At 62.4% G+C, this 18,173-nt stretch carries 13 protein-coding genes; 6 read left to right on the forward strand and 7 right to left on the reverse strand.

The window, feature by feature from the left end:
• The 5 genes from FJ527_RS16130 (at position 1) to FJ527_RS16155 (ending at position 6,051) form a co-directional block, all read left to right on the forward strand.
• Positions 1-783 carry an ABC transporter permease gene (locus FJ527_RS16130; RefSeq protein ID WP_140717309.1) on the forward strand — a complete coding sequence of 261 codons (783 nt, stop codon included), beginning with the start codon at positions 1-3 and terminating at the stop codon, positions 781-783.
• Positions 780-1,844: an ABC transporter ATP-binding protein gene (locus FJ527_RS16135; RefSeq protein WP_140823568.1), complete on the forward strand. Its 1,065-nt coding sequence runs from the start codon at positions 780-782 to the stop codon at positions 1,842-1,844. The genes FJ527_RS16130 and FJ527_RS16135 overlap by 4 nt, the downstream gene beginning before the upstream one ends.
• 2 nt (positions 1,845-1,846) lie before the next feature.
• Complete coding sequence (locus FJ527_RS16140) at positions 1,847-2,608, forward strand: MBL fold metallo-hydrolase (protein WP_140823569.1); 762 nt, start codon at positions 1,847-1,849, stop codon at positions 2,606-2,608.
• 893 nt (positions 2,609-3,501) lie between these two features.
• Positions 3,502-4,275 carry an NAD kinase gene (locus FJ527_RS16150; RefSeq protein ID WP_041163462.1) on the forward strand — a complete coding sequence of 258 codons (774 nt, stop codon included), beginning with the start codon at positions 3,502-3,504 and terminating at the stop codon, positions 4,273-4,275.
• Between the two features lie 192 nt (positions 4,276-4,467).
• Entirely contained in the window at positions 4,468-6,051 is a 1,584-nt protein-coding gene (locus FJ527_RS16155) for a DEAD/DEAH box helicase (RefSeq protein ID WP_181166373.1), read from the forward strand.
• Between the two features lie 151 nt (positions 6,052-6,202).
• Here FJ527_RS16155 and FJ527_RS16160 read toward each other — a convergent pair whose 3' ends face one another.
• The 7 genes from FJ527_RS16160 to FJ527_RS16190 all read right to left on the reverse strand — a co-directional run bounded on the left by FJ527_RS16160 (position 6,203) and on the right by FJ527_RS16190 (position 14,479).
• The gene (locus tag FJ527_RS16160; RefSeq protein WP_140616918.1) at positions 6,203-6,808 is read right to left on the reverse strand and encodes a hypothetical protein; all 606 of its coding nucleotides are present in this window, start codon (positions 6,806-6,808) and stop codon (positions 6,203-6,205) included.
• 253 nt (positions 6,809-7,061) lie between these two features.
• Positions 7,062-7,712: an OmpA family protein gene (locus FJ527_RS16165; protein ID WP_015318025.1), complete on the reverse strand. Its 651-nt coding sequence runs from the start codon at positions 7,710-7,712 to the stop codon at positions 7,062-7,064.
• 133 nt (positions 7,713-7,845) lie between these two features.
• Positions 7,846-8,214 (reverse strand): GFA family protein, encoded by a 369-nt coding sequence (locus tag FJ527_RS16170; protein WP_015318026.1) that lies wholly within the window; start codon positions 8,212-8,214, stop codon positions 7,846-7,848.
• A gap of 114 nt (positions 8,215-8,328) precedes the next feature.
• On the reverse strand, positions 8,329-8,697 hold the full coding sequence (locus FJ527_RS16175) for a hypothetical protein (protein ID WP_015318027.1): 369 nt from the start codon (positions 8,695-8,697) through the stop codon (positions 8,329-8,331).
• A gap of 589 nt (positions 8,698-9,286) precedes the next feature.
• A protein-coding gene (prfB, locus tag FJ527_RS16180) for a peptide chain release factor 2 (protein WP_015318029.1) occupies positions 9,287-10,418 on the reverse strand; the annotation gives its coding sequence in 2 pieces (ribosomal slippage) (positions 9,287-10,351 and positions 10,353-10,418; 1,131 coding nt in all).
• Positions 10,419-10,542: 124 nt separating this feature from the next.
• Positions 10,543-12,987 carry a penicillin-binding protein 1A gene (locus FJ527_RS16185; RefSeq protein WP_140823570.1) on the reverse strand — a complete coding sequence of 815 codons (2,445 nt, stop codon included), beginning with the start codon at positions 12,985-12,987 and terminating at the stop codon, positions 10,543-10,545.
• A gap of 214 nt (positions 12,988-13,201) precedes the next feature.
• Positions 13,202-14,479, reverse strand: coding sequence for an N-acetylmuramoyl-L-alanine amidase (locus FJ527_RS16190; RefSeq protein ID WP_140823571.1), 1,278 nt, complete (start codon positions 14,477-14,479; stop codon positions 13,202-13,204).
• Positions 14,480-15,128: 649 nt separating this feature from the next.
• On the opposite strand from FJ527_RS16190, the gene FJ527_RS16195 reads away from it, so the two are divergent.
• Positions 15,129-18,083 (forward strand): ribonuclease E/G, encoded by a 2,955-nt coding sequence (locus tag FJ527_RS16195; protein ID WP_140823572.1) that lies wholly within the window; start codon positions 15,129-15,131, stop codon positions 18,081-18,083.
• Positions 18,084-18,173: the final 90 nt, after the last annotated feature.

Raw genomic sequence — 18,173 nt, forward strand, 5'->3', positions numbered from 1 at the left:
ATGCGCAGCATTGGCCGCATCGCTTCCTGGATTTACGCGCTTGCCGTCTACGGCTTCATCTTCCTGCCGGTCGTCGTGCTGGTGCTGTTCTCGCTGCAGTCGACGTCCTTCCCCATTCCCCCGTTCACAGGCCCATCGCTGCGCTGGTACGAGGCGGTTCTTTCCGATAACCGGCTGACTTCGGCGCTGGCCAATTCGCTGCTGGTCGCGGTTCTTTCCTCGGCCGCAGCCGTCATGCTCGGCTTCCTGTCGGCCTGGGGGTTCGCGCGCTTCGTCCTGCCAGGCTCGGGCCTGCTGCGCGGTTTGATCACCTTGCCGCTCACCGTCAGCTATCTCATCATCGGCATGGGGCTGCTGGTGCTGTTCAACTGGGCCGGCGTGCCGAAATCTCTGCTTGCCGCCGGGATCGGCCATGTGGTGATCAACCTGCCGCTGTGCTTCGCCATCATCTACAGCCAGTTAGGTGACCACCAGATCAACATCGAGCGCGCCGCGCGCGACCTCGGCGCGCCGGAATGGAAGGTGCTGCTGTTGATCACCGTGCCAGTCATGGCGCCGGCCATTTTCGCCGGCTTCTTCCTGTCGATGACGTTCTCCTGGGACGAGTTCGTGATCTCCTTCCTGCTGACGCGCTTCGATACCACGCTGCCGGTGGAAATCTGGAACCTGCTGCGCTCCGGCCTCAACCCCAAGACCAATGCGGTCGGTTCGCTGGTCTTTGCCGTCTCGATCGTGCTGGTGGTGTTCTTCGAACTGACCTTGCTGCGAAGGAAATCGGCATGAACGCGCCCCTGGTCGATATCCGCGACATCTCGCACCGCTTCGGGCAGCATCCCGTGCTGAAGAACGTCTCGCTGACGATAGCGGCCGGCAGCTATACGATCCTGCTTGGACCATCCGGTTCCGGCAAGACGACGCTGCTCTCCATTCTCGGCGGTTTCGTCAATCCGAGCGAAGGCAAGGTTCTCATCCGCGGCCAGGACTGCACCTCGGTGCCGCCGGCCAAACGCCCGACGACGACGGTGTTCCAGGACTATGCGCTATTCCCGCATATGAGCGTCGGCGGCAATGTCGGCTTCGGCCTGCGCATGCAAGGTGTCGACGGCGCGAAGCGGGCGGCAAAAGCGCGCGATGCATTGGCCCTGGTGGGTCTCGCCGCCGCCTTCGACAAGAAGCCGCACCAGCTTTCCGGCGGCCAGCGCCAACGCGTGGCGCTGGCGCGCGCCCTGGTGATCGAGCCGGCGGTGCTTCTGCTCGACGAGCCGCTCGGGGCGCTCGACCTGAAACTGCGCCGCCAGATGCAGGACGAACTGAAGGCGATCCAGAAGCGGGTCGGCACCGCCTTCATCCATGTCACTCACGACCAGGAAGAAGCGATGGCGCTGGCCGACCATTGCGTGGTGATGAATGACGGCCGCATCGAGGACGAGGGGCCGCCCGAGCGCGTCTATGCGAGGCCGGCGACGCGTTTTTCCGCGACCTTCATGGGCGAGAGCACGATCCTTGCCGGCACTGTCATCGAGACCAGTGACAGGACGAGCACCGTCACGACACCGGTCGGACCGGTTTCCTTATCCAGTGCCTTGCCGTTGGGGTCTACTGCCGCACTGGCGATACGCCCTGAGCACCTTGTGCTTGGCGCTGCGTCGGCTGGCACGAAGCTCGGCGAGGCTGATGTGAGCGACGTCGTTTTCCAGGGCAGTTTCAAGCGCGTGCTGGCGACCTCCGTCGAAGAGCCTTCCTTGCGGTTCATCGCCAAGCTGCCGGCGACCTCCATCGTCCATGCGGGCGACAGGGTCGCGATTTCCTGTGATACCGACCAGATCATCCTGCTGACGGATTGAACATGAGCACGCTTGCGGTCATCGACGCACCGGACTGGTACGAAACAATCCGCATGGCCGACGGCATCACGCTGATCCACGAGCCATGGATAAAACCGTTCTTCCGCTGCAATATGTGGCATGTGCGCGGACGCGACCGCGATCTCCTGTTCGACACCGGCCTCGGTCATTTCAGTCTGCGCACCCATGTGTCCCTGGTGAGCGAGCGCAAGCTGACCTGCGTTGCCAGCCACACGCATTTCGACCATATCGGCTGCCACCATGAATTTTCCGATCGCTGCGTGCATTCGGCCGAAGCGGCAATCCTGGCCGATCCGCGCAACGAATGGACCGCTGCCGGCACCTATGCGACAGAAGAAATGTTCGATGGCATGCCGCGGGGCTGGGACACGGCGCGCTATCGCATCCAGCCCGCGCCGGCCGACCGTATGCTCGCGCATGGCGACATCATCGATCTCGGCGACCGGGCCTTCGAGGTCGTCCACACGCCAGGCCATTCGCCGGGCGGCATTGCGCTCTACGAGAAGAAGACCGGCATCCTGCTGTCCGGCGACATCATCTATGATGGCCCGCTGATCGATGATGTCTACCACTCGGACATACCAGATTACATGGCGACGCTGCTCGCCATGCGCGATCTCGACGTCTCGGCCGTCCATGGCGGCCATTTCTCGAGCTTCGGCAAGGTGCGCTACCGCCAGTTGATCGACGAATATCTCGAACAGAAACGTCAGGCCGGCTGCCATCTGCGGCAGCGCCCTTGAGGGCTGAGTTACGGCATCAAGTCGAAATGGCGTGGGAAGGCCTGGGGCGGCACGAGCCCGTCACCCTCCTTCGCAGTGCGCCGGTGGTGACACAGTGGGCGACCGGCTCGCGACACGAACGGGCCGTAGCCAGTGCGTCACTCGGCCGGAAGCGAGATTGTATAGCGCGGTGGCGCCGATCCCCTGCGGCGTCTCCTCCATTGCCTCAGCTGCTCACAGAAAAGCCGATTGCGTTGATAAAAACCGCAACGGCCTGATCTCCCGGTCCGGCACGCGAAAGTCTTCCATTCCAGAACTCTGCCGGTCAATGCGGCGCAGGCTCGTTCCCAGGAGATGAGGGAACGGAATCGAATCTCACATCCGAAGCCCTATAGCGCCCTTTGCGGGCAAGGCATGCCGGCGGCATCGCCGCAACGCGACGCCGTAGGGATCGGCCTAGCGCTCGTTTCTTCCGACTGGCGCACCAGTTCTGCGAAGACAAGCGCGAAACTTCCCAACATGAGAAAGACGATGATCAGGCGTGCTACCGGCAATATGTCGGCCTCGTCTGGCTGGCGCATATCCCCTGGCATCGAGAACCGCGGGTTCATGCACGCATATCTGAACTGCCGCAGCGTCCTTTGCGTCCCGAAGTGACAAGGTCGTGCTGCGGGCGCCCCACGCCACCCATGCCGGCTAACATGATCGATCCGGCTTTACGAGACCTTAAGCCCGGCCTTAACCATCACATTCGCTCGCGCCGTGACATCAACCGCGACCGGCTGGTGCGCCGGTCCTGCCGCACCCTCGCCTCATGGGCTGACAGAGGCTCTCTTTGCAGACGTGCCTGCCCCATGCTACCCCGGCGCTGGCGCCAGAACCTGCCGGCGCCAATCGGTCGCGATCGGGGAGCCATGAGCACAGCCACCAACAGCATCGCCTTCGTCTCGTCCGACACAGCAGACGCCAAGGCGGCGCTGGATAGCCTGTCGGCGCGCTATGGCCAATGTTCGGTCGCCGAGGCGACCGTCGTGGTGGCGCTGGGCGGCGACGGCTTTCTGCTGCAAACATTGCGCGACACGATGGGTACGGGAAAAAAGGTCTACGGCATGAACCGTGGCACCATCGGCTTCCTGATGAACGAATACCGGTCCGGGGGGCTCACCGAGCGCATCGCAGCGGCGGTCGCCGAAACGATCCGCCCGCTGGAGATGCTGGCAACCACCTCGGATGGCGAACACGTCACGGCACTGGCGATCAACGAAGTGGCGCTGTGGCGCCAATCCTACCAGACGGCCAAGATCCGCATCAGCATCGATGACCAAATACGGCTCGAGGAACTGAACTGCGACGGCGTCATGATCGCGACGCCGGCCGGATCGACCGCGTATAATCTTTCCGCGCACGGCCCGATCCTGCCTCTCGACGCGCCGCTTTTGGCGCTCACGCCGGTCAGCCCGTTTCGTCCGCGACGCTGGCGCGGCGCATTGCTTTCCAACAAGGCGACCGTGCGCTTCGACATTCTGGAGTCGGAAAAGCGGCCGGTGAACGCGGCCGCCGACCACACGGAGGTCAAGGCGGTGACCTCGGTCACGGTGCGGGAATCGCCAACGGCCACCGCGACTTTGCTGTTCGATCCCAACCACTCCTGGAACGAACGCATCCTGGCAGAACAGTTCCGTTACTGAGCCGGCACAGTGACAGGAGGCCGGATTAAGCATCGCGATTAAGGTTACAACTTCACAATCGCGCCAATCCTACCCGTTTCTGTTGACAAATCGCGGGCTTGCGCCTAATCGCAATACCAATCTTGCAGGCGCGTGGCGCTTGCCGCGACGAATGACGTTGCGCTTCCCCGAACCAGCCAAAGACAGCAACACTTGTCCTCAGACACGACGATCGCTCAAGAAGCGTTGACCTTTTCAGACCTCGGCCTGTCGCCGAAGGTGCTTTCCGCAGTCACCGATGCCGGCTATCTCCAGCCGACGCCGATCCAGGCTGGTGCGATCCCGCACGCCTTGCTCGGCAAGGACGTGCTGGGCATTGCCCAGACCGGCACCGGCAAGACCGCATCCTTCGTGCTGCCGATGCTGACCCGGCTGGAAAAGGGCCGTGCCCGCGCCCGCATGCCGCGCACGCTGATCCTGGAGCCGACGCGTGAGCTTGCCGCGCAGGTCGAGGAAAACTTCGTCAAATACGGCAAGAACCACAAGCTCAACATCGCGCTGCTGATCGGCGGGGTGTCGTTCGACGAACAGGACAAAAAGCTGGAGCGCGGCGCCGATGTGCTGATCGCTACGCCTGGCCGTCTTCTCGACCATCGCGAGCGCGGCAAGCTGCTGCTCAACGGCGTCGAGATCCTCGTCATCGACGAGGCGGACCGCATGCTCGACATGGGTTTCATTCCCGATATCGAGCGTATCTGCGAGATGATCTCGTTCACCCGGCAGACGCTGTTCTTTTCGGCGACCATGCCGCCAGAGATCACCAAGCTGACGGAAAAATTCCTGCATGCGCCGGTGCGCGTCGAGGTCTCCAAGGCCGCTTCGGCGGCCACCAACATCATCCAGCGGTTGGTCAAATCGGGCTCGAAGCCTTGGGACAAGCGTGAAACGCTGCGCAACCTGATCAAGGCCGAGGATGCGGAGCTGAAGAACGCGATCATCTTCTGCAACCGCAAGATCGAGGTTTCGGAGCTGTTCCGCTCGCTGCTGAAATATGATTTCGATGCCGGTGCGCTGCATGGCGACATGGACCAGCGCGCGCGCATGCAGATGCTGGCCAATTTCCGTGACGGCAAGCTGCGCTATCTCGTCGCCTCGGATGTCGCCGCGCGCGGCCTCGACATTCCCGACGTCAGCCATGTCTTCAACTACGACGTGCCGATCCATGCCGAGGACTATGTCCACCGCATCGGCCGCACCGGCCGTGCCGGACGCTCCGGCAAGTCCTTCACCATCGCGACCAAGTCCGACACCAAGTATATCGACGCCATCGAACGGCTGATCGGGACCAAGATCGAGTGGCATGACGGCGACCTGTCGACGGTGGTTGCCAGCGAAGGCGAGGACGATGCTCCGCGCCGCGGCAAAGGCGCGCCACGCCGCGCCGGCCGCAAGGACGAGGACCGCAACGACAGGGGCGGGCGCAAGAAGAGCGGCGAGCGTCGCGGCAGACACAGCGAGGAAGATGCCTCGGCCGTGGTTGCTCAGCCGCAGGAGCAGCCCGATGTGGCCGAGACGGCCGATATTGTCGAACGGCGCGCCCGCAAGGATGCAATCCGCTCGGAAAATACCGAGCGCAAATCGTCCGACCGCAATGAGCCGCGCGCCCCTGAGCGCGGCGACACCAGGCCGCAGCGCAGCAACAACCGCCCTGCCCGCCACCATCAGGAAGACAACGACGCCACGGTCGGCTTCGGCGACGACATGCCGGCCTTCATGCGCATCGTCGCCAAGGTCTGATTCCAGCCAGCAAGCCGCCTAGCCGGCTTGCCTTCTTTTTTGCCCTGCAGCCGACAGCAATTCGAGGAAAAGCCGCGTAGCGCTCTTCCGTCGCGAATTGCGTGGAAACAAGCAGGTGGGGCGATTCAGGCGAACGCTGGTCCGCTCCAGTTCACATCGGCCCGGACATCATCTTGGTCGGTTTTTCCAGCATCGGAAACTCGGCCTTGTTGCATTTCACCTTCGGGTTCGTCGGACTGAACATGCCGTTCGGATTGTCATCGAGCCAGGCGTGAAGATCGTAGTGGACGAACTCCTTCGGGATGAGCGGATAATGTCCCTCCATCGGGCCCATAAAGGTTTGACCGAACAGCTTCGGCGGCGCCTTGATGTCCGGGGTTAGCGGCACCAGCCATTCCACGCCGACCAACTTCAGGCCTTTCTTGGTCGGCTCGTAGATCAGGACGTTGGGCTTCATCGGGTCGAGTTTCTGGCCGACGCTTGGAACATTGACGAAATGAATGCCCATGGCGCCTTTCGGATAGTCCATGGAGCCGGGTATCTTTTCTCCGCTGTAGTAGACGCAGCCGACCGTCGACAAATAGAGATCGCGGACGGCGGCGGTGTAGTCCTGATATTTGGCGAGCGATTTTTTCAACGCGTCGATGTCGGCCTTGTTGGCGTCCTCGGCATGAGCCGTGGCGAGGCCCAACCATGCACCTACAACACCTGTCAAAGCGAGGACGCCGCAGCGCCCAAGGCTGGCTGTTCTTGTCATGCATTCCTCCCAGATTTCATGATCTGGCCGTGCAAGACCGAGGCGGCGGCAAAGACGTTGATTGCGCGGCCGATTAAACCGCCCCATCCCTTTGGAACAGCGGCGATGCTAATCCTTTCCACGGCTGCGGAAAAGAAATTATTAGATATTGCTAATTTTATTTGACTGCTGTCACGAAGCTGGCAGCGCCAGTATACGCTGGATGAAAACGGCCCCCATTGGAGGCCGTTTAGCGTGACAAACACGGTCCTGCTCAGGTGAGTGGCGAAAGCTGGATCTCGACGCGTCGGTTCTGGGCCCGGCCCTCGGCCGTGGCGTTGGAGGCAACGGGCCTCGTCTTGCCAAATCCGGTGACGGCGAAGCGGCGCTGGTCGACGCCCTGGCCGGAGAGATAATTGGCGACCGCCAGTGCACGGCGCTGCGACAGGTCGAAATTGTGCTGGTCGCCACCGGTCGAATCGGTGTGGCCGAAAACGTCGACCGTGGTCTGCTTGAACTTCTTCAGCACCAGCGCCACCGAATTCAGCACCTGGTAGAAGCCGGGCTTCACCGCGTCCTGGTCGGTGTTGAAGGTGATGTCGGACGGCATGTTGAGGATGATCTGGTCGCCGCTGCGGGTGACGCTGACGCCGGTGCCCTCGAGCTGCCGGCGCAGTTCCGCCTCGTTCTGGTCCATAGTGGCGCCAATGGCGCCGCCGGCCAGCGCGCCGATGCCGGCGCCGATCAAGGCATTGCGGCGGTCATTGCCGCCGGCAAGCAGACCAAGGCTGGCACCGGCCAGAGCGCCAAGGCCCGCGCCCGCCGCCGTGTTCGAAATCTTCTGGTCGCCCGTATACGGATCGGTGGTGGTGCACGCGGTCACGAGCAGAGCCGTCGCCATAACGACGAGCACGGTCTTCTTCATAGGATGGTCCCTCTCCAAGTCACGCCTTACGATGGCGCCAAATCAGCCCTTGCCGCGACTTGTAGCATGAAATGCGGCGAAAAACGGAACGGGAAAAGCGCCTGCCGATTATCCAGTTGGCCGCCCGGTGTGGCTACCAGAGATTCTTGCCGTCAATGACCACCACTTCGACCTTATCGAGATCGAAATCATCGAACAGCCGCGCGTTCACGCTGATCTTCGGATTGTCGAAATCCGGCTCGCCGGTCGACCAGTCCGGCGTTTCGGTGAAGGTGCCGCAGCCGCAGGTTGCGCAAAAACCATGCTTTACGGTTTTTGAGCCCCACTGATAAAAGGAAACATTCTTCAGCGGCGTGACGAGCTTGAACTGCGATGGGGTATAGTAGGCCCAAAGCGAGCCGCGTTTCGAGCAGAACGAACAGGTGCATTGCGTCACCGTCTGCGGCGCTTCCGACACCTCGAACATCGTCGCCTTGCAGTGGCAGCTTCCCTTGATGGCCATGAATATCACCTCTCCATTGTCCGCCGCCCAGGCGGCAAGGCACCATAAAGAAGCGATCCTGACAACTGGCCGTCAGCAGCCTTTGCGCCAATGCACTTCAACTGTCGGCGCGTCTCAAAATGAGCGCGGCGGCACGAACAGGCATATCGTCTTGCCGGCATCGAGACCGGCCTGATGCGCGCACCAGTGAAATTCGCCGTCAGGGCTGTCCTTGACGCGCTTGTCCGTCATCGGAACGACTTCGCCGGTACCGGCAATCACGTAGCCTTCGGGCTTTTCCAGCACTTCGCCGGTGTGCGTGGCACGACAGTCATAGTTGGCGCAGCAGGCGAACGGATAGCTCCAACCCTGCGGCTTTGCCGCCGTGGGCTTGGCATCATGAGCAAAGGCCGCAGGCGCGAACATCGCGACGGCAAACAGAGAAAACATAAGTCGGCCGACCGGTTGAACGGCTCGGGCCGATCTGGGCGTGGCAGCAGACATGGGACGTTCCTTTCGAGCGTCAAGCATTTCGCCTGCCCGTTCCCGGAACGTGTCTTCCCAGTGGCCGGATCATCAGTCGCAGATATGCCGCGTCCGGCCATAAATGCTTTTTGTCTCCCAGCATTCGGATGCTGGGCTGATTCCTTGGTCGGCGCAAGAAGCCGCTGCACCCAGATGTGGGCGCACGCCATAACACACTGCTACCGCTGACGAGATTCAAGCCAGGTAAGTTCCCGGCAGGCGGGGCATGCAAACAACGGGATTGGCCCGGAGTGGTTCCAGCCGCTCAAATCCAATCACATGCTCTTGATTGCCGGTGATAGTGCCGACGATCGTCCGCAAAGGAGAATCAGCCACCCTGCAGCCGACGGAGGTATGAGCAGCCGGCCGAACGGCGAAAATGCGCCGCGCCCGCTTTGGGAGGAAGAAAAGCCCCTTCCCGCACCAGAGCGATATGCCGAGTCGGGACCCTGCAATCACCGCGAACTTGTCGCGCCGCACCGGCGAACACTTGAGACCAACACCGGGCGCCGCACGACAATACGTCCGCTTTTGCGACCGGCTCGCGATCATTGCCCGCGCAAGCAGCCTAATCCAGATCCGCCACCGCTTCGCCCGCGCCACCCTCGATGCGTTGCGAGAGCGAAGCTTCCATGAAGTCGTCGAGGTCGCCGTCGAGCACGCTCGACGGGCTGGTGCTTTCGACACCGGTGCGCAGATCCTTGACCAGCTGATAGGGCTGCAACACGTAGGAACGTATCTGGTGACCCCAGCCGATGTCGCTCTTCGATGCCTCGGTGGCATTGGCCACCGCTTCGCGCTTCTTCAGCTCTTCCTCGTAGAGGCGCGAGCGCAGCATTTCCCAGGCCTTGGCCTTGTTCTTGTGCTGCGAGCGTTCTGCCTGACAGGCGACCGCGATGCCGGTGGCGATATGGGTGATGCGCACAGCCGAATCGGTGGTGTTGACGTGCTGGCCGCCCGAACCCGATGAACGATAGGTATCGATGCGCACGTCGGATTCGGAGACGTCGATCTCTATCCTGTCGTCGACCACAGGATAGACCCAGACGCTGGAGAAGGACGTATGACGGCGCGCATTGCTGTCATAGGGTGAGATGCGCACCAGGCGGTGGACGCCGGATTCGGTCTTCATCCAGCCATAGGCATTGTGGCCCTTGATCAGCAAGGTCGCGGACTTGATGCCCGCCTCTTCGCCGTCATGCACTTCAAGCACCTCGACCTTGAAGCGGCGGCGCTCGGCCCAGCGTGTGTACATGCGCAACAGCATCGAGGCCCAATCCTGGCTCTCGGTGCCGCCGGCGCCGGCATGGATTTCGAGATAGGTGTCATTGGCGTCCGCTTCGCCCGAGAGCAGCGTTTCCACCTGTCGGGCCTTGGCCTCGCCCTGCATCGAACGGATCGCGGCTTCGGCTTCGGCGACGACGCCTTCGTCGCCCTCTTCCTCGCCGAGCTCGATAAGACCGATATTGTCTTCCAGCGCCTGGGTCAGGCCCTTGACCGCCGCGATGCCTTCCTCGAGGCCCTGGCGCTCGCGCATCAGCTTCTGCGCTTCCAGCGGTTCGTTCCAGAGACTGGCGTCCTCGGCCCGCACGTTCAGGTATTCAAGCCGCTTTATGGCCTGATCCCAGTCAAAGATGCCTCCTCAGCAGGGTTATCGCCTGCCTGATCTCGTCGACGATATTCTGCGTTTCCGCGCGCATGGCCTGATGTTTTGTCCTGTTGCTGAAATGACGCTTCGGTCGGCGCGATACATAGGGACGGTGCCGCCATGTGTAAAGCGAAATGGGCCAGCCGGAGGCTGGCCCAACTGGACGCGTGAATTCGTCAGTAAAGGCCGCCGCCGCCGTCCTGGATGGCCTGGTTGGCCTGCGGCGACAGCGCGCCGCCCGAGGCGTTGGAGCCATCGGCACCCATGCCGATCACCCAGTAGCTGTCGGCGGGGCCGGTCCCCGGCTTGAAAGCCTCGATGATGGTGCCCGCATCGCCCGAGGAGGAGCGCATGCCGGTCTTGCGGTTGATGGCGATCAGGTTCATGCCGTCAGGCACCTTGAAGTCGACATTGGGCGTGCCGTCCAGCGCCACACGCATGAAGTCCTTGAAGATCGGGGCGGCAAGACCGCCGCCGGTGGCGCCGTGGCCGAGGCCGCGCGGCGTGTCGTAGCCCATGTAGAGACCAACCACGAGGTTCGGCGTATAACCGATGAACCATGCGTCCTTCTCGTCGTTGGTGGTGCCGGTCTTGCCGGCGATGTGGCGGCCAAGTTCCCCGATTGTGGCGCCGGTGCCGCGCTGGACGACGCCTTCCATCATCGAGGTGATCTGGTAGGCGGTCATCGGATCGAGCACCTGCTCGGAATTGTCGACCAGTTCCGGCTCGGGCTGGTTTTTCCATTCAGGAGCGTTGCAGCCTTCGCAGCCACGCTCGTCCTGCTTGAACACGGTCTTGCCGTAGCGGTCCTGGATACGATCGATCAGCGACGGTTTGATCGACTTGCCGCCATTGGCCATGATCGAATAGGCCGAAACCATGCGCATGACGGTCGTCTCGCCCGAACCCAGCGCCATCGGCAGATATGGCGCCAGATGATCATAGACGCCGAAGCGCTCGGCATATTCGACGACCAGCTTCATGCCCATGTCGTTGGCAAGCCGCACCGTCATCAGGTTGCGCGACTTCTCGATGCCGGAGCGGAGCGTTGCCGGCCCGGCGACGGTGCCGTCATAGTTCTTCGGCGTCCAGGTGGTGTTGCCGCTCTGGATGGTGATCGGTCCGTCCATGATCACCGAGGCCGGAGTATAGCCATTGTCGAGTGCGGCCGAATAGACGATGGGCTTGAATGACGAACCCGGCTGGCGCATCGCCTGGGTGGCGCGGTTGAATTCGGACTGCGAATAGGAGAAGCCGCCGACCATGGCCAGCACGCGGCCGGTGTGCGGATCCATGGCGATCAGTCCGCCTTCCACCTCGGGAACCTGGCGCAAGCTGTAGGTATTGTCGGAGCCGTCGTTCTTCTGGACGAAGATGACATCGCCCGGCTTCAGCACGTCGGCCGGCGACTTGGCCTTGACTGTCTTGCCCTCGACCACATGGCGCATGGCAAAGCCCATGTCTTCCTTGCTGACGGTGCCTTCGACGCGTTCCTTCACGATATCGCCCGACGCCTGGCGTGCGGGCTGCAGGCCGATCGACAGCCCGGACGCCGAACTGTCGAGCACGACGGCCAGCGACCACTCGGGAACGTCTTCCAGTCCCTTGACGGCGCCCAGCGGCACACCCCAATCGCCGGAGACATCGATCGTCTTCAACGGCCCGCGATAGCCACGCAAAGTATCGTATTTCACCAATCCATTCTGCATCGCCTTGCGGGCGATGAGCTGGACCTTCGGGTCAAGGGTGGTGCGAATCGACAGCCCGCCCTCATAGAGCGCGTTCTCGCCATAGCGGGCAATGATCTGCCGACGAACCTCTTCCGTGAAATACTCGCCGGCGAAAAGGTAGGAGCCGCTGCGGCGCGGAGCAACGCCAAGCGGCTCGGCCTTCGCCTTTGCGCCCTCTTCAGGCGTCACGTAACCGTTCTCGACCATCTGGCCGATGACCCAGTTTCGCCGTTCAATTGCGCGGTCGGCGTGCTTGAAGGGATTGTAGTTGGCCGGACCTTTCGGGAGCGATGCCAGATAGGCGGCCTCGGCCACGGTCAGCTCGTTCACCGATTTATCGAAGTAGGTCAGTGCCGCACCGGCAACGCCATAGGCGTTGAAGCCAAAGAAAATCTCGTTGAGATAGAGCTCGAGGATACGATCCTTGGAATAGGCCTGTTCGATGCGGAACGAGAGGATGGCCTCCTTGACCTTGCGTTCCAGGGAACGCTCGTTGGTGAGCAGGAAGTTCTTGGCAACCTGCTGGGTGATCGTCGAGCCGCCCTGCATGGGGCCACCCGAAACGTAAGTGATAACCGCTCTGCCCAATCCCGTTATATCGACACCGGGGTGGCTGTAGAAGTTCTTGTCCTCAGCCGACAGGAAGGCAGCCTTGACGCGATCCGGGATAGCCTGGATCGGCAAATACAGGCGCCGTTCCCGCGCGTACTCGGCCATCAGCGCGCCATCCGAGGCATGGATGCGGGTGGTCACCGGAGGCTCGTACTTTGCAAGCACTTCGTAGTCAGGCAGATCCTTCGCTACATGGCCGATGTAGAGGGCAACGCCCGCCGCGGCCAGGAGGGCCAGCGTCGTGCCTATGCCGAAGAAATAGCCAATGAGACGAATCATACCCGCTCCAGTCCTTGGTTCGGGAATTTCCTAAACGAAGCCGCCTTTCACGCAAGCTTTCGAGCCGGTCCCAACCCGTAATCGAAAACCCATGTCGCCACCATGTGGACAAAATACGGCAAGGCCTGATTTCGCAGCCGCAAGCCCGAAATAAAAGCGCAGGGTGTTGTCATCGCGCAACGCCGCCTCTGGTTGCAGGCGCCGCCGGGCATTGTCAACCTCCGGTTCCAGCCCCGGCACGCGCGGAAGCGAACAATGCCACGGCATTGGTGATGCTTTGCGCTGCCTTGCCGCGCCACTCGGCGTCAAGCAGTTGCGCCTCGTCCTTGGCATTGGAGAGATAGCCGAGCTCGACCAGCACGGACGGCACGTCGGGGGCCTTCAGCACCTTGAACCCGGCCGAACGCTGCGGATTGTTGATAAGACCGACGCTGGTCGACAGCTGACCGACCAATGTGTGGGCAAAACTCATCGAGAAGGTGTGCGTCTCGCGCCGGATCAGGTCGATCAGGATGTCGGTCACTTCCTTGCTGTCGTTCTTGATGACCATGCCGGCGAACTGGTCGGACAGGTTTTCACGGTCGGCCAGCGCCTGCGCTTCCGGATCGGAGGCCTTGTCGGAAACGGTATAGACGGTGGCGCCGCGGATTCCCTTGACGCTGATCGTGTCGGCATGAATCGAAATCAGCAGATCGGCTTCATGCTGGCGGGCGATGCGGACGCGGTCGTCGAGGCGCAGATATTCGTCGGTATCTCGGGTCATGAAGACATCGTATCTGCCGGCGGCCGCGAGTTTGTCGCGCAGCTCCGTGGCAAAGGCCAGCGTGACGTTCTTCTCGATGGTGCCGTTCAAACCTTCGGCACCGCCGTCTATGCCGCCGTGGCCGGGGTCGATGACGATGGTGAATCGGTGGCCCGGATTGGAGACAGGTCCGGTTCCGACCCGGCCGCCCTTGTCGGTCGAAACCGTGGAACCGGTGGTCAGCGCCTGATTGGCAAGAGCGGCGTCGAACTCACGTTCGGAGGCCGCCGACATGTCGACGGCAAGGCGGTAGCCGGTTCCGTCCTCGTTCTTGAGCACATCGAGCTTGTCGACGGCGAACGGCCCCTTGCCGGTGAGGATCAGTCGCGAGACGCCCTCGCCGAGCTCGCCGAGCCGCACGCCCTTGACCAGGCCACGCGGCTTCAGATTCTTGGCATCGATGGCAAATCGGGTGTTCGCAAGATCGATGACAAGGCGATTGGGTCCGCGCAGCAGGAACCATTTGATGTCAGGCTCGCGATCGAAATCCATGACGATGCGCATCTTGGTGGCATCGCCGGCCATTTTGTAGCCCTTGGCCATGAGCGGAGCGTCGGCCGCATTGGCAACCATGGAAAAGGCTACAGGGGAAAAGACTTGGGAAATCGCCACCAGCAGCAGGAGACAGAAGGCACGGAGAACCTGGCCGCCAACACGACATCCCTTGTCTGTGAAGTCCGCCAGTCCCATCTTTCTTCCAGTCGCTCCCGGTTTGGCGCCAGGCGCCGGTTCGTTTCGTCAACATGCCGGTTAGGCCGCGAGCTCGATTAACGATTGGTATCCAGAGAAGGTTAACCAAGCCTTTTCACGCAAGGACGGGGCCAGGCTTACGCTACGGAACTGCTTTTTGCCGGCATCGGAAATCGGGGTTGCCTTCCAACCCGCCAAATCATAAAAGCGATGGTGGATCACTGCAATCCTGGAACCGCCCTCCTCCGCAGCTTCCTGCTACAGGGTCAGATGAAAGGCGGCTCCTTTCGCTTCACGCGAAAAGGCTTCAGGTGATTGCGACGAATTTCGCAGGTGTGCTCCCGTGGCGGGGGAATCGCCTGCGTGAGGAAAACGGCCGGGTTTGTTCCCGCGCCGGCTCTGTATGAGCAAACAAGCTGGTCCGGTTTCCGGGCTTTGGTTCAAAAGGTTCTGCTGGTGACGATGGCTTCAAGCGCAATCATGGAAAGGTCCGCATCAAACCGCGCCAATATGGCTGCGGGCGGCACCGCCATGACACGCAGGCAGCGTCCGGCGGACATTCAGACATCCGGCACCCACACACCAGAAACGCAGCAGCGGGCTTTGCCTTGCAAGCTGCGGCTGACGGCTGCCGGGAGGAAACGAAATAATGCCCAACAAAATGCTGATAGACGCCTCCCACCCGGAGGAAACACGCGTTGTCGTCGTACGCGGTAACCGTATCGAAGAATTCGACTTTGAATCCCAGGACAAGAAGCAGCTCAAAGGAAATATCTATCTCGCCCGTGTAACGCGCGTCGAACCTTCCCTTCAGGCAGCCTTTGTCGAATATGGCGGCAACCGTCACGGTTTTCTCGCCTTCAGTGAAATACACCCCGATTACTACCAGATTCCGGTCGCCGACCGTCAGGCACTGCTGCGCGCGGAAGCGCAGGAGGCCGAGGACGAAGAGAACGAGGACGGCGAAGGCGATGATCGCCAGAGCCGGGATCGTGGACGGCGCGGTCGCCGGCGCGGCGGCAAGCCCCGCGACCGTGGTGAAAACAGGCGCGATGCCGGCGCGGCCGAATCCGGCGAGGCAAGCGAAGCCGCCGGCGAGGCAGACGAAAACAACGACAATGGGCCAGATGACAATGGCCCGGACGTTGTCGCCGAGAACATGGCCGACGTTTCCGGGACCACGGAACACGCATCCGACGCCTCGGAATACGCCGACGCATCCGAACAGGACGAGGTTTCTTCCGAACAGGATAAAGGCGAGACCAACGACGGCCCCCCCAAGTCGATCGCCGCGTCCGTCGAAGGCGACGTGATTTCCGAGCCCATCCCGCATGCCGAACAGGGCAGCGAAGCCACCTCCACCGACAATGATCGCGGCATGCTGGAGGAAGTATCCTCTTCCCATCCGGACGATCATGAGATCGAATCGGTCGGCGCCGAGGACGCGCTCGAGGAAGTGCGCAATCGCCGCAAGCCGGTGCGCCGCCAGTACAAGATCCAGGAAGTGATCAAGCGCCGGCAGATCCTGCTGGTGCAGGTCGTCAAGGAAGAGCGCGGCAACAAGGGCGCGGCGCTCACCACCTATCTGTCGCTCGCCGGCCGCTATTCCGTTCTGATGCCGAACACTGCGCGCGGCGGCGGTATTTCGCGCAAGATCACCAGCGCGGTCGACCGCAAGCGCCTCAAGGAGGTCGTCGCCGATCTCGAAGTGCCGCAAGGCATGGGAGTCATCCTGCGCACCGCAGGCGAGAGCCGCACCAAGGCCGAGATCAAGCGCGACTACGAATATCTGATGCGGCTGTGGGAGAACGTGCGCAATCTCACGCTCCAGTCCACGGCCCCTGCCCTTGTCTATGAGGAAGGCAGCCTGATCAAGCGCTCGGTGCGCGACCTCTACAACAAGGACATCGACGAGATTCTCGTCTCCGGCGAAGAGGGCTATCGCGAGGCCAAGGATTTCATGCGCATGCTGATGCCGAGCCACGCCAAGGTGGTTCAGCCGTTCCGCGACACGACGCCGATCTTCGTGCGCAACGGCATCGAGGCGCAGCTCGACCGCATGCTGCAGCCGCAAGTGACGCTGAAGAGCGGCGGCTACATCATCATCAACCAGACCGAAGCGCTGGTCGCCATCGACGTCAATTCGGGCCGTTCCACCAAGGAGCACTCGATCGAGGACACCGCGCTCCACACCAATCTGGAAGCGGCCGAGGAAGTCGCCCGCCAGCTCAGGCTGCGCGACCTTGCCGGCCTGATCGTCATCGACTTCATCGACATGGAGGAGAACCGCAACAACCGCTCCGTCGAGAAGCGGCTGAAGGATCACCTCAAGAACGATCGTGCTCGCATCCAGGTCGGCCGCATCTCGCATTTCGGCCTGATGGAGATGTCGCGTCAGCGCATCCGCGCCAGCGTGCTGGAATCGACCATGAAGCCGTGCCCGCATTGCGGCGGCACCGGCCATGTCAGGTCCGATTCGTCGGTGGCGCTGATGGTGGTACGGGCGATCGAGGAGTTCCTGCTCAAGGATTCGCGAAGCCACATCACGGTGCGCACGCCGGCCGCGACCGCGCTCTACGTGCTCAACCACAAGCGCGGCACGCTGGTGGAACTGGAAAGCCGCTTCGGCCTGACGATCACCATCGAGGCAGACGATGCGGTGGGTGCCCAGCACTACGCGATCTTCCGCGGCGCGCTGGCCGAAAAGCCGGAAGGTTTCGTCGAGGTGCGCAGCCTGCCGGCCTATGTCGAGCCGGAAGAGCCCGAGGACGAGATCGTCGTCGCCGAGGAGGAGGACGAGGCGCCGGCCCAGGCCGAACAGCCGCGCCACGCCCAACAGCCGCAGCATCAGCAGCCCAAATCCGGCAAGGACGGCGAAGGCCGCGATCGCAAACGCCGCAAGCGCCGCAGGCGGCGTGGCGGCAAGGACCGCGACCGCGAGCATGGCGCCCCGGCCGACGGCGCTTCCCTCGCCACGTCCGATGACGGTTTCTCCGCGCCGGAAGGCGCTGCGGACCATGGCGATGCCGAGGTGGACGACGAGGCTGCGGTCGCCGCAACCGGGACCGTCGAAACGGCGGAAGCGCCCGACGATGGCCAGGGCAAGAAGCGTCGGCGCGGCAAGCGCGGCGGCAAGCGCAACCGTCGCGAAGACGGTGAAGGCGAGACCGAGGCGGAAGCCGGCGAAACGACCGAGCCCGCCGAAGCTGATGCTTCGCTAAGCGAGCCTGCGTCGATCGAGCCGGTGGCTGCCACCGCCGTCGAACAACCCGCGGCTACCGTGAGTGACGAGGTGCCAAGCACCGAGAAGCCCAAGAAACCGCGTCGCGCAGCCAAGCCGAAGAAGGCGGCCGCCGAAACCGTCGCCGAGGAGCCGACCGCGGAACTGGCCGTGCAGGCACCGGCCGAAACGCCAGCCACGGCATCGGACGAGGCAGCGGCCGCCGAGGAGACGCCGAAGGCCCGGCCATCGCGCCGCAAGGCGGCAGCCGCTGATACGCCTGTCGTACCGGTGGTTTCCTCGACCGTCGCCGACGAGCCCGAAGTCAAGACCGAAGAAAAGCCGAAGCGTGCCGGCTGGTGGCAGCGGAAAGGCTTTTTCTAAGCTTTTCAAATCGTTGAATTGATTCTCTGAGAAAGAATCCCGCGCCGATCGAATGAACGGCGCGGGATTTTTCTTATCGGCAGGTCACGT

Source organism: Mesorhizobium sp. B2-4-18 (assembly GCF_006441385.1).
GTDB lineage: Bacteria > Pseudomonadota > Alphaproteobacteria > Rhizobiales > Rhizobiaceae > Mesorhizobium > Mesorhizobium australicum.

Bases quoted from the DNA above. Each gene is read 5' to 3' on its own strand.
- FJ527_RS16130 (WP_140717309.1), top strand. From the start codon at position 1: ATGCGCAGCATTGGCCGCATCGCTTCCTGGATTTACGCGCTTGCCGTC.
- FJ527_RS16135 (WP_140823568.1), top strand. From the start codon at position 780: ATGAACGCGCCCCTGGTCGATATCCGCGACATCTCGCACCGCTTCGGG.
- FJ527_RS16140 (WP_140823569.1), top strand. From the start codon at position 1,847: ATGAGCACGCTTGCGGTCATCGACGCACCGGACTGGTACGAAACAATC.
- FJ527_RS16150 (WP_041163462.1), top strand. From the start codon at position 3,502: ATGAGCACAGCCACCAACAGCATCGCCTTCGTCTCGTCCGACACAGCA.
- FJ527_RS16160 (WP_140616918.1), bottom strand. From the start codon at position 6,808: ATGACAAGAACAGCCAGCCTTGGGCGCTGCGGCGTCCTCGCTTTGACA.
- FJ527_RS16165 (WP_015318025.1), bottom strand. From the start codon at position 7,712: ATGAAGAAGACCGTGCTCGTCGTTATGGCGACGGCTCTGCTCGTGACC.
- FJ527_RS16170 (WP_015318026.1), bottom strand. From the start codon at position 8,214: ATGGCCATCAAGGGAAGCTGCCACTGCAAGGCGACGATGTTCGAGGTG.
- FJ527_RS16175 (WP_015318027.1), bottom strand. From the start codon at position 8,697: ATGTCTGCTGCCACGCCCAGATCGGCCCGAGCCGTTCAACCGGTCGGC.
- FJ527_RS16185 (WP_140823570.1), bottom strand. From the start codon at position 12,987: ATGATTCGTCTCATTGGCTATTTCTTCGGCATAGGCACGACGCTGGCC.
- FJ527_RS16190 (WP_140823571.1), bottom strand. From the start codon at position 14,479: ATGGGACTGGCGGACTTCACAGACAAGGGATGTCGTGTTGGCGGCCAG.
- FJ527_RS16195 (WP_140823572.1), top strand. From the start codon at position 15,129: ATGCCCAACAAAATGCTGATAGACGCCTCCCACCCGGAGGAAACACGC.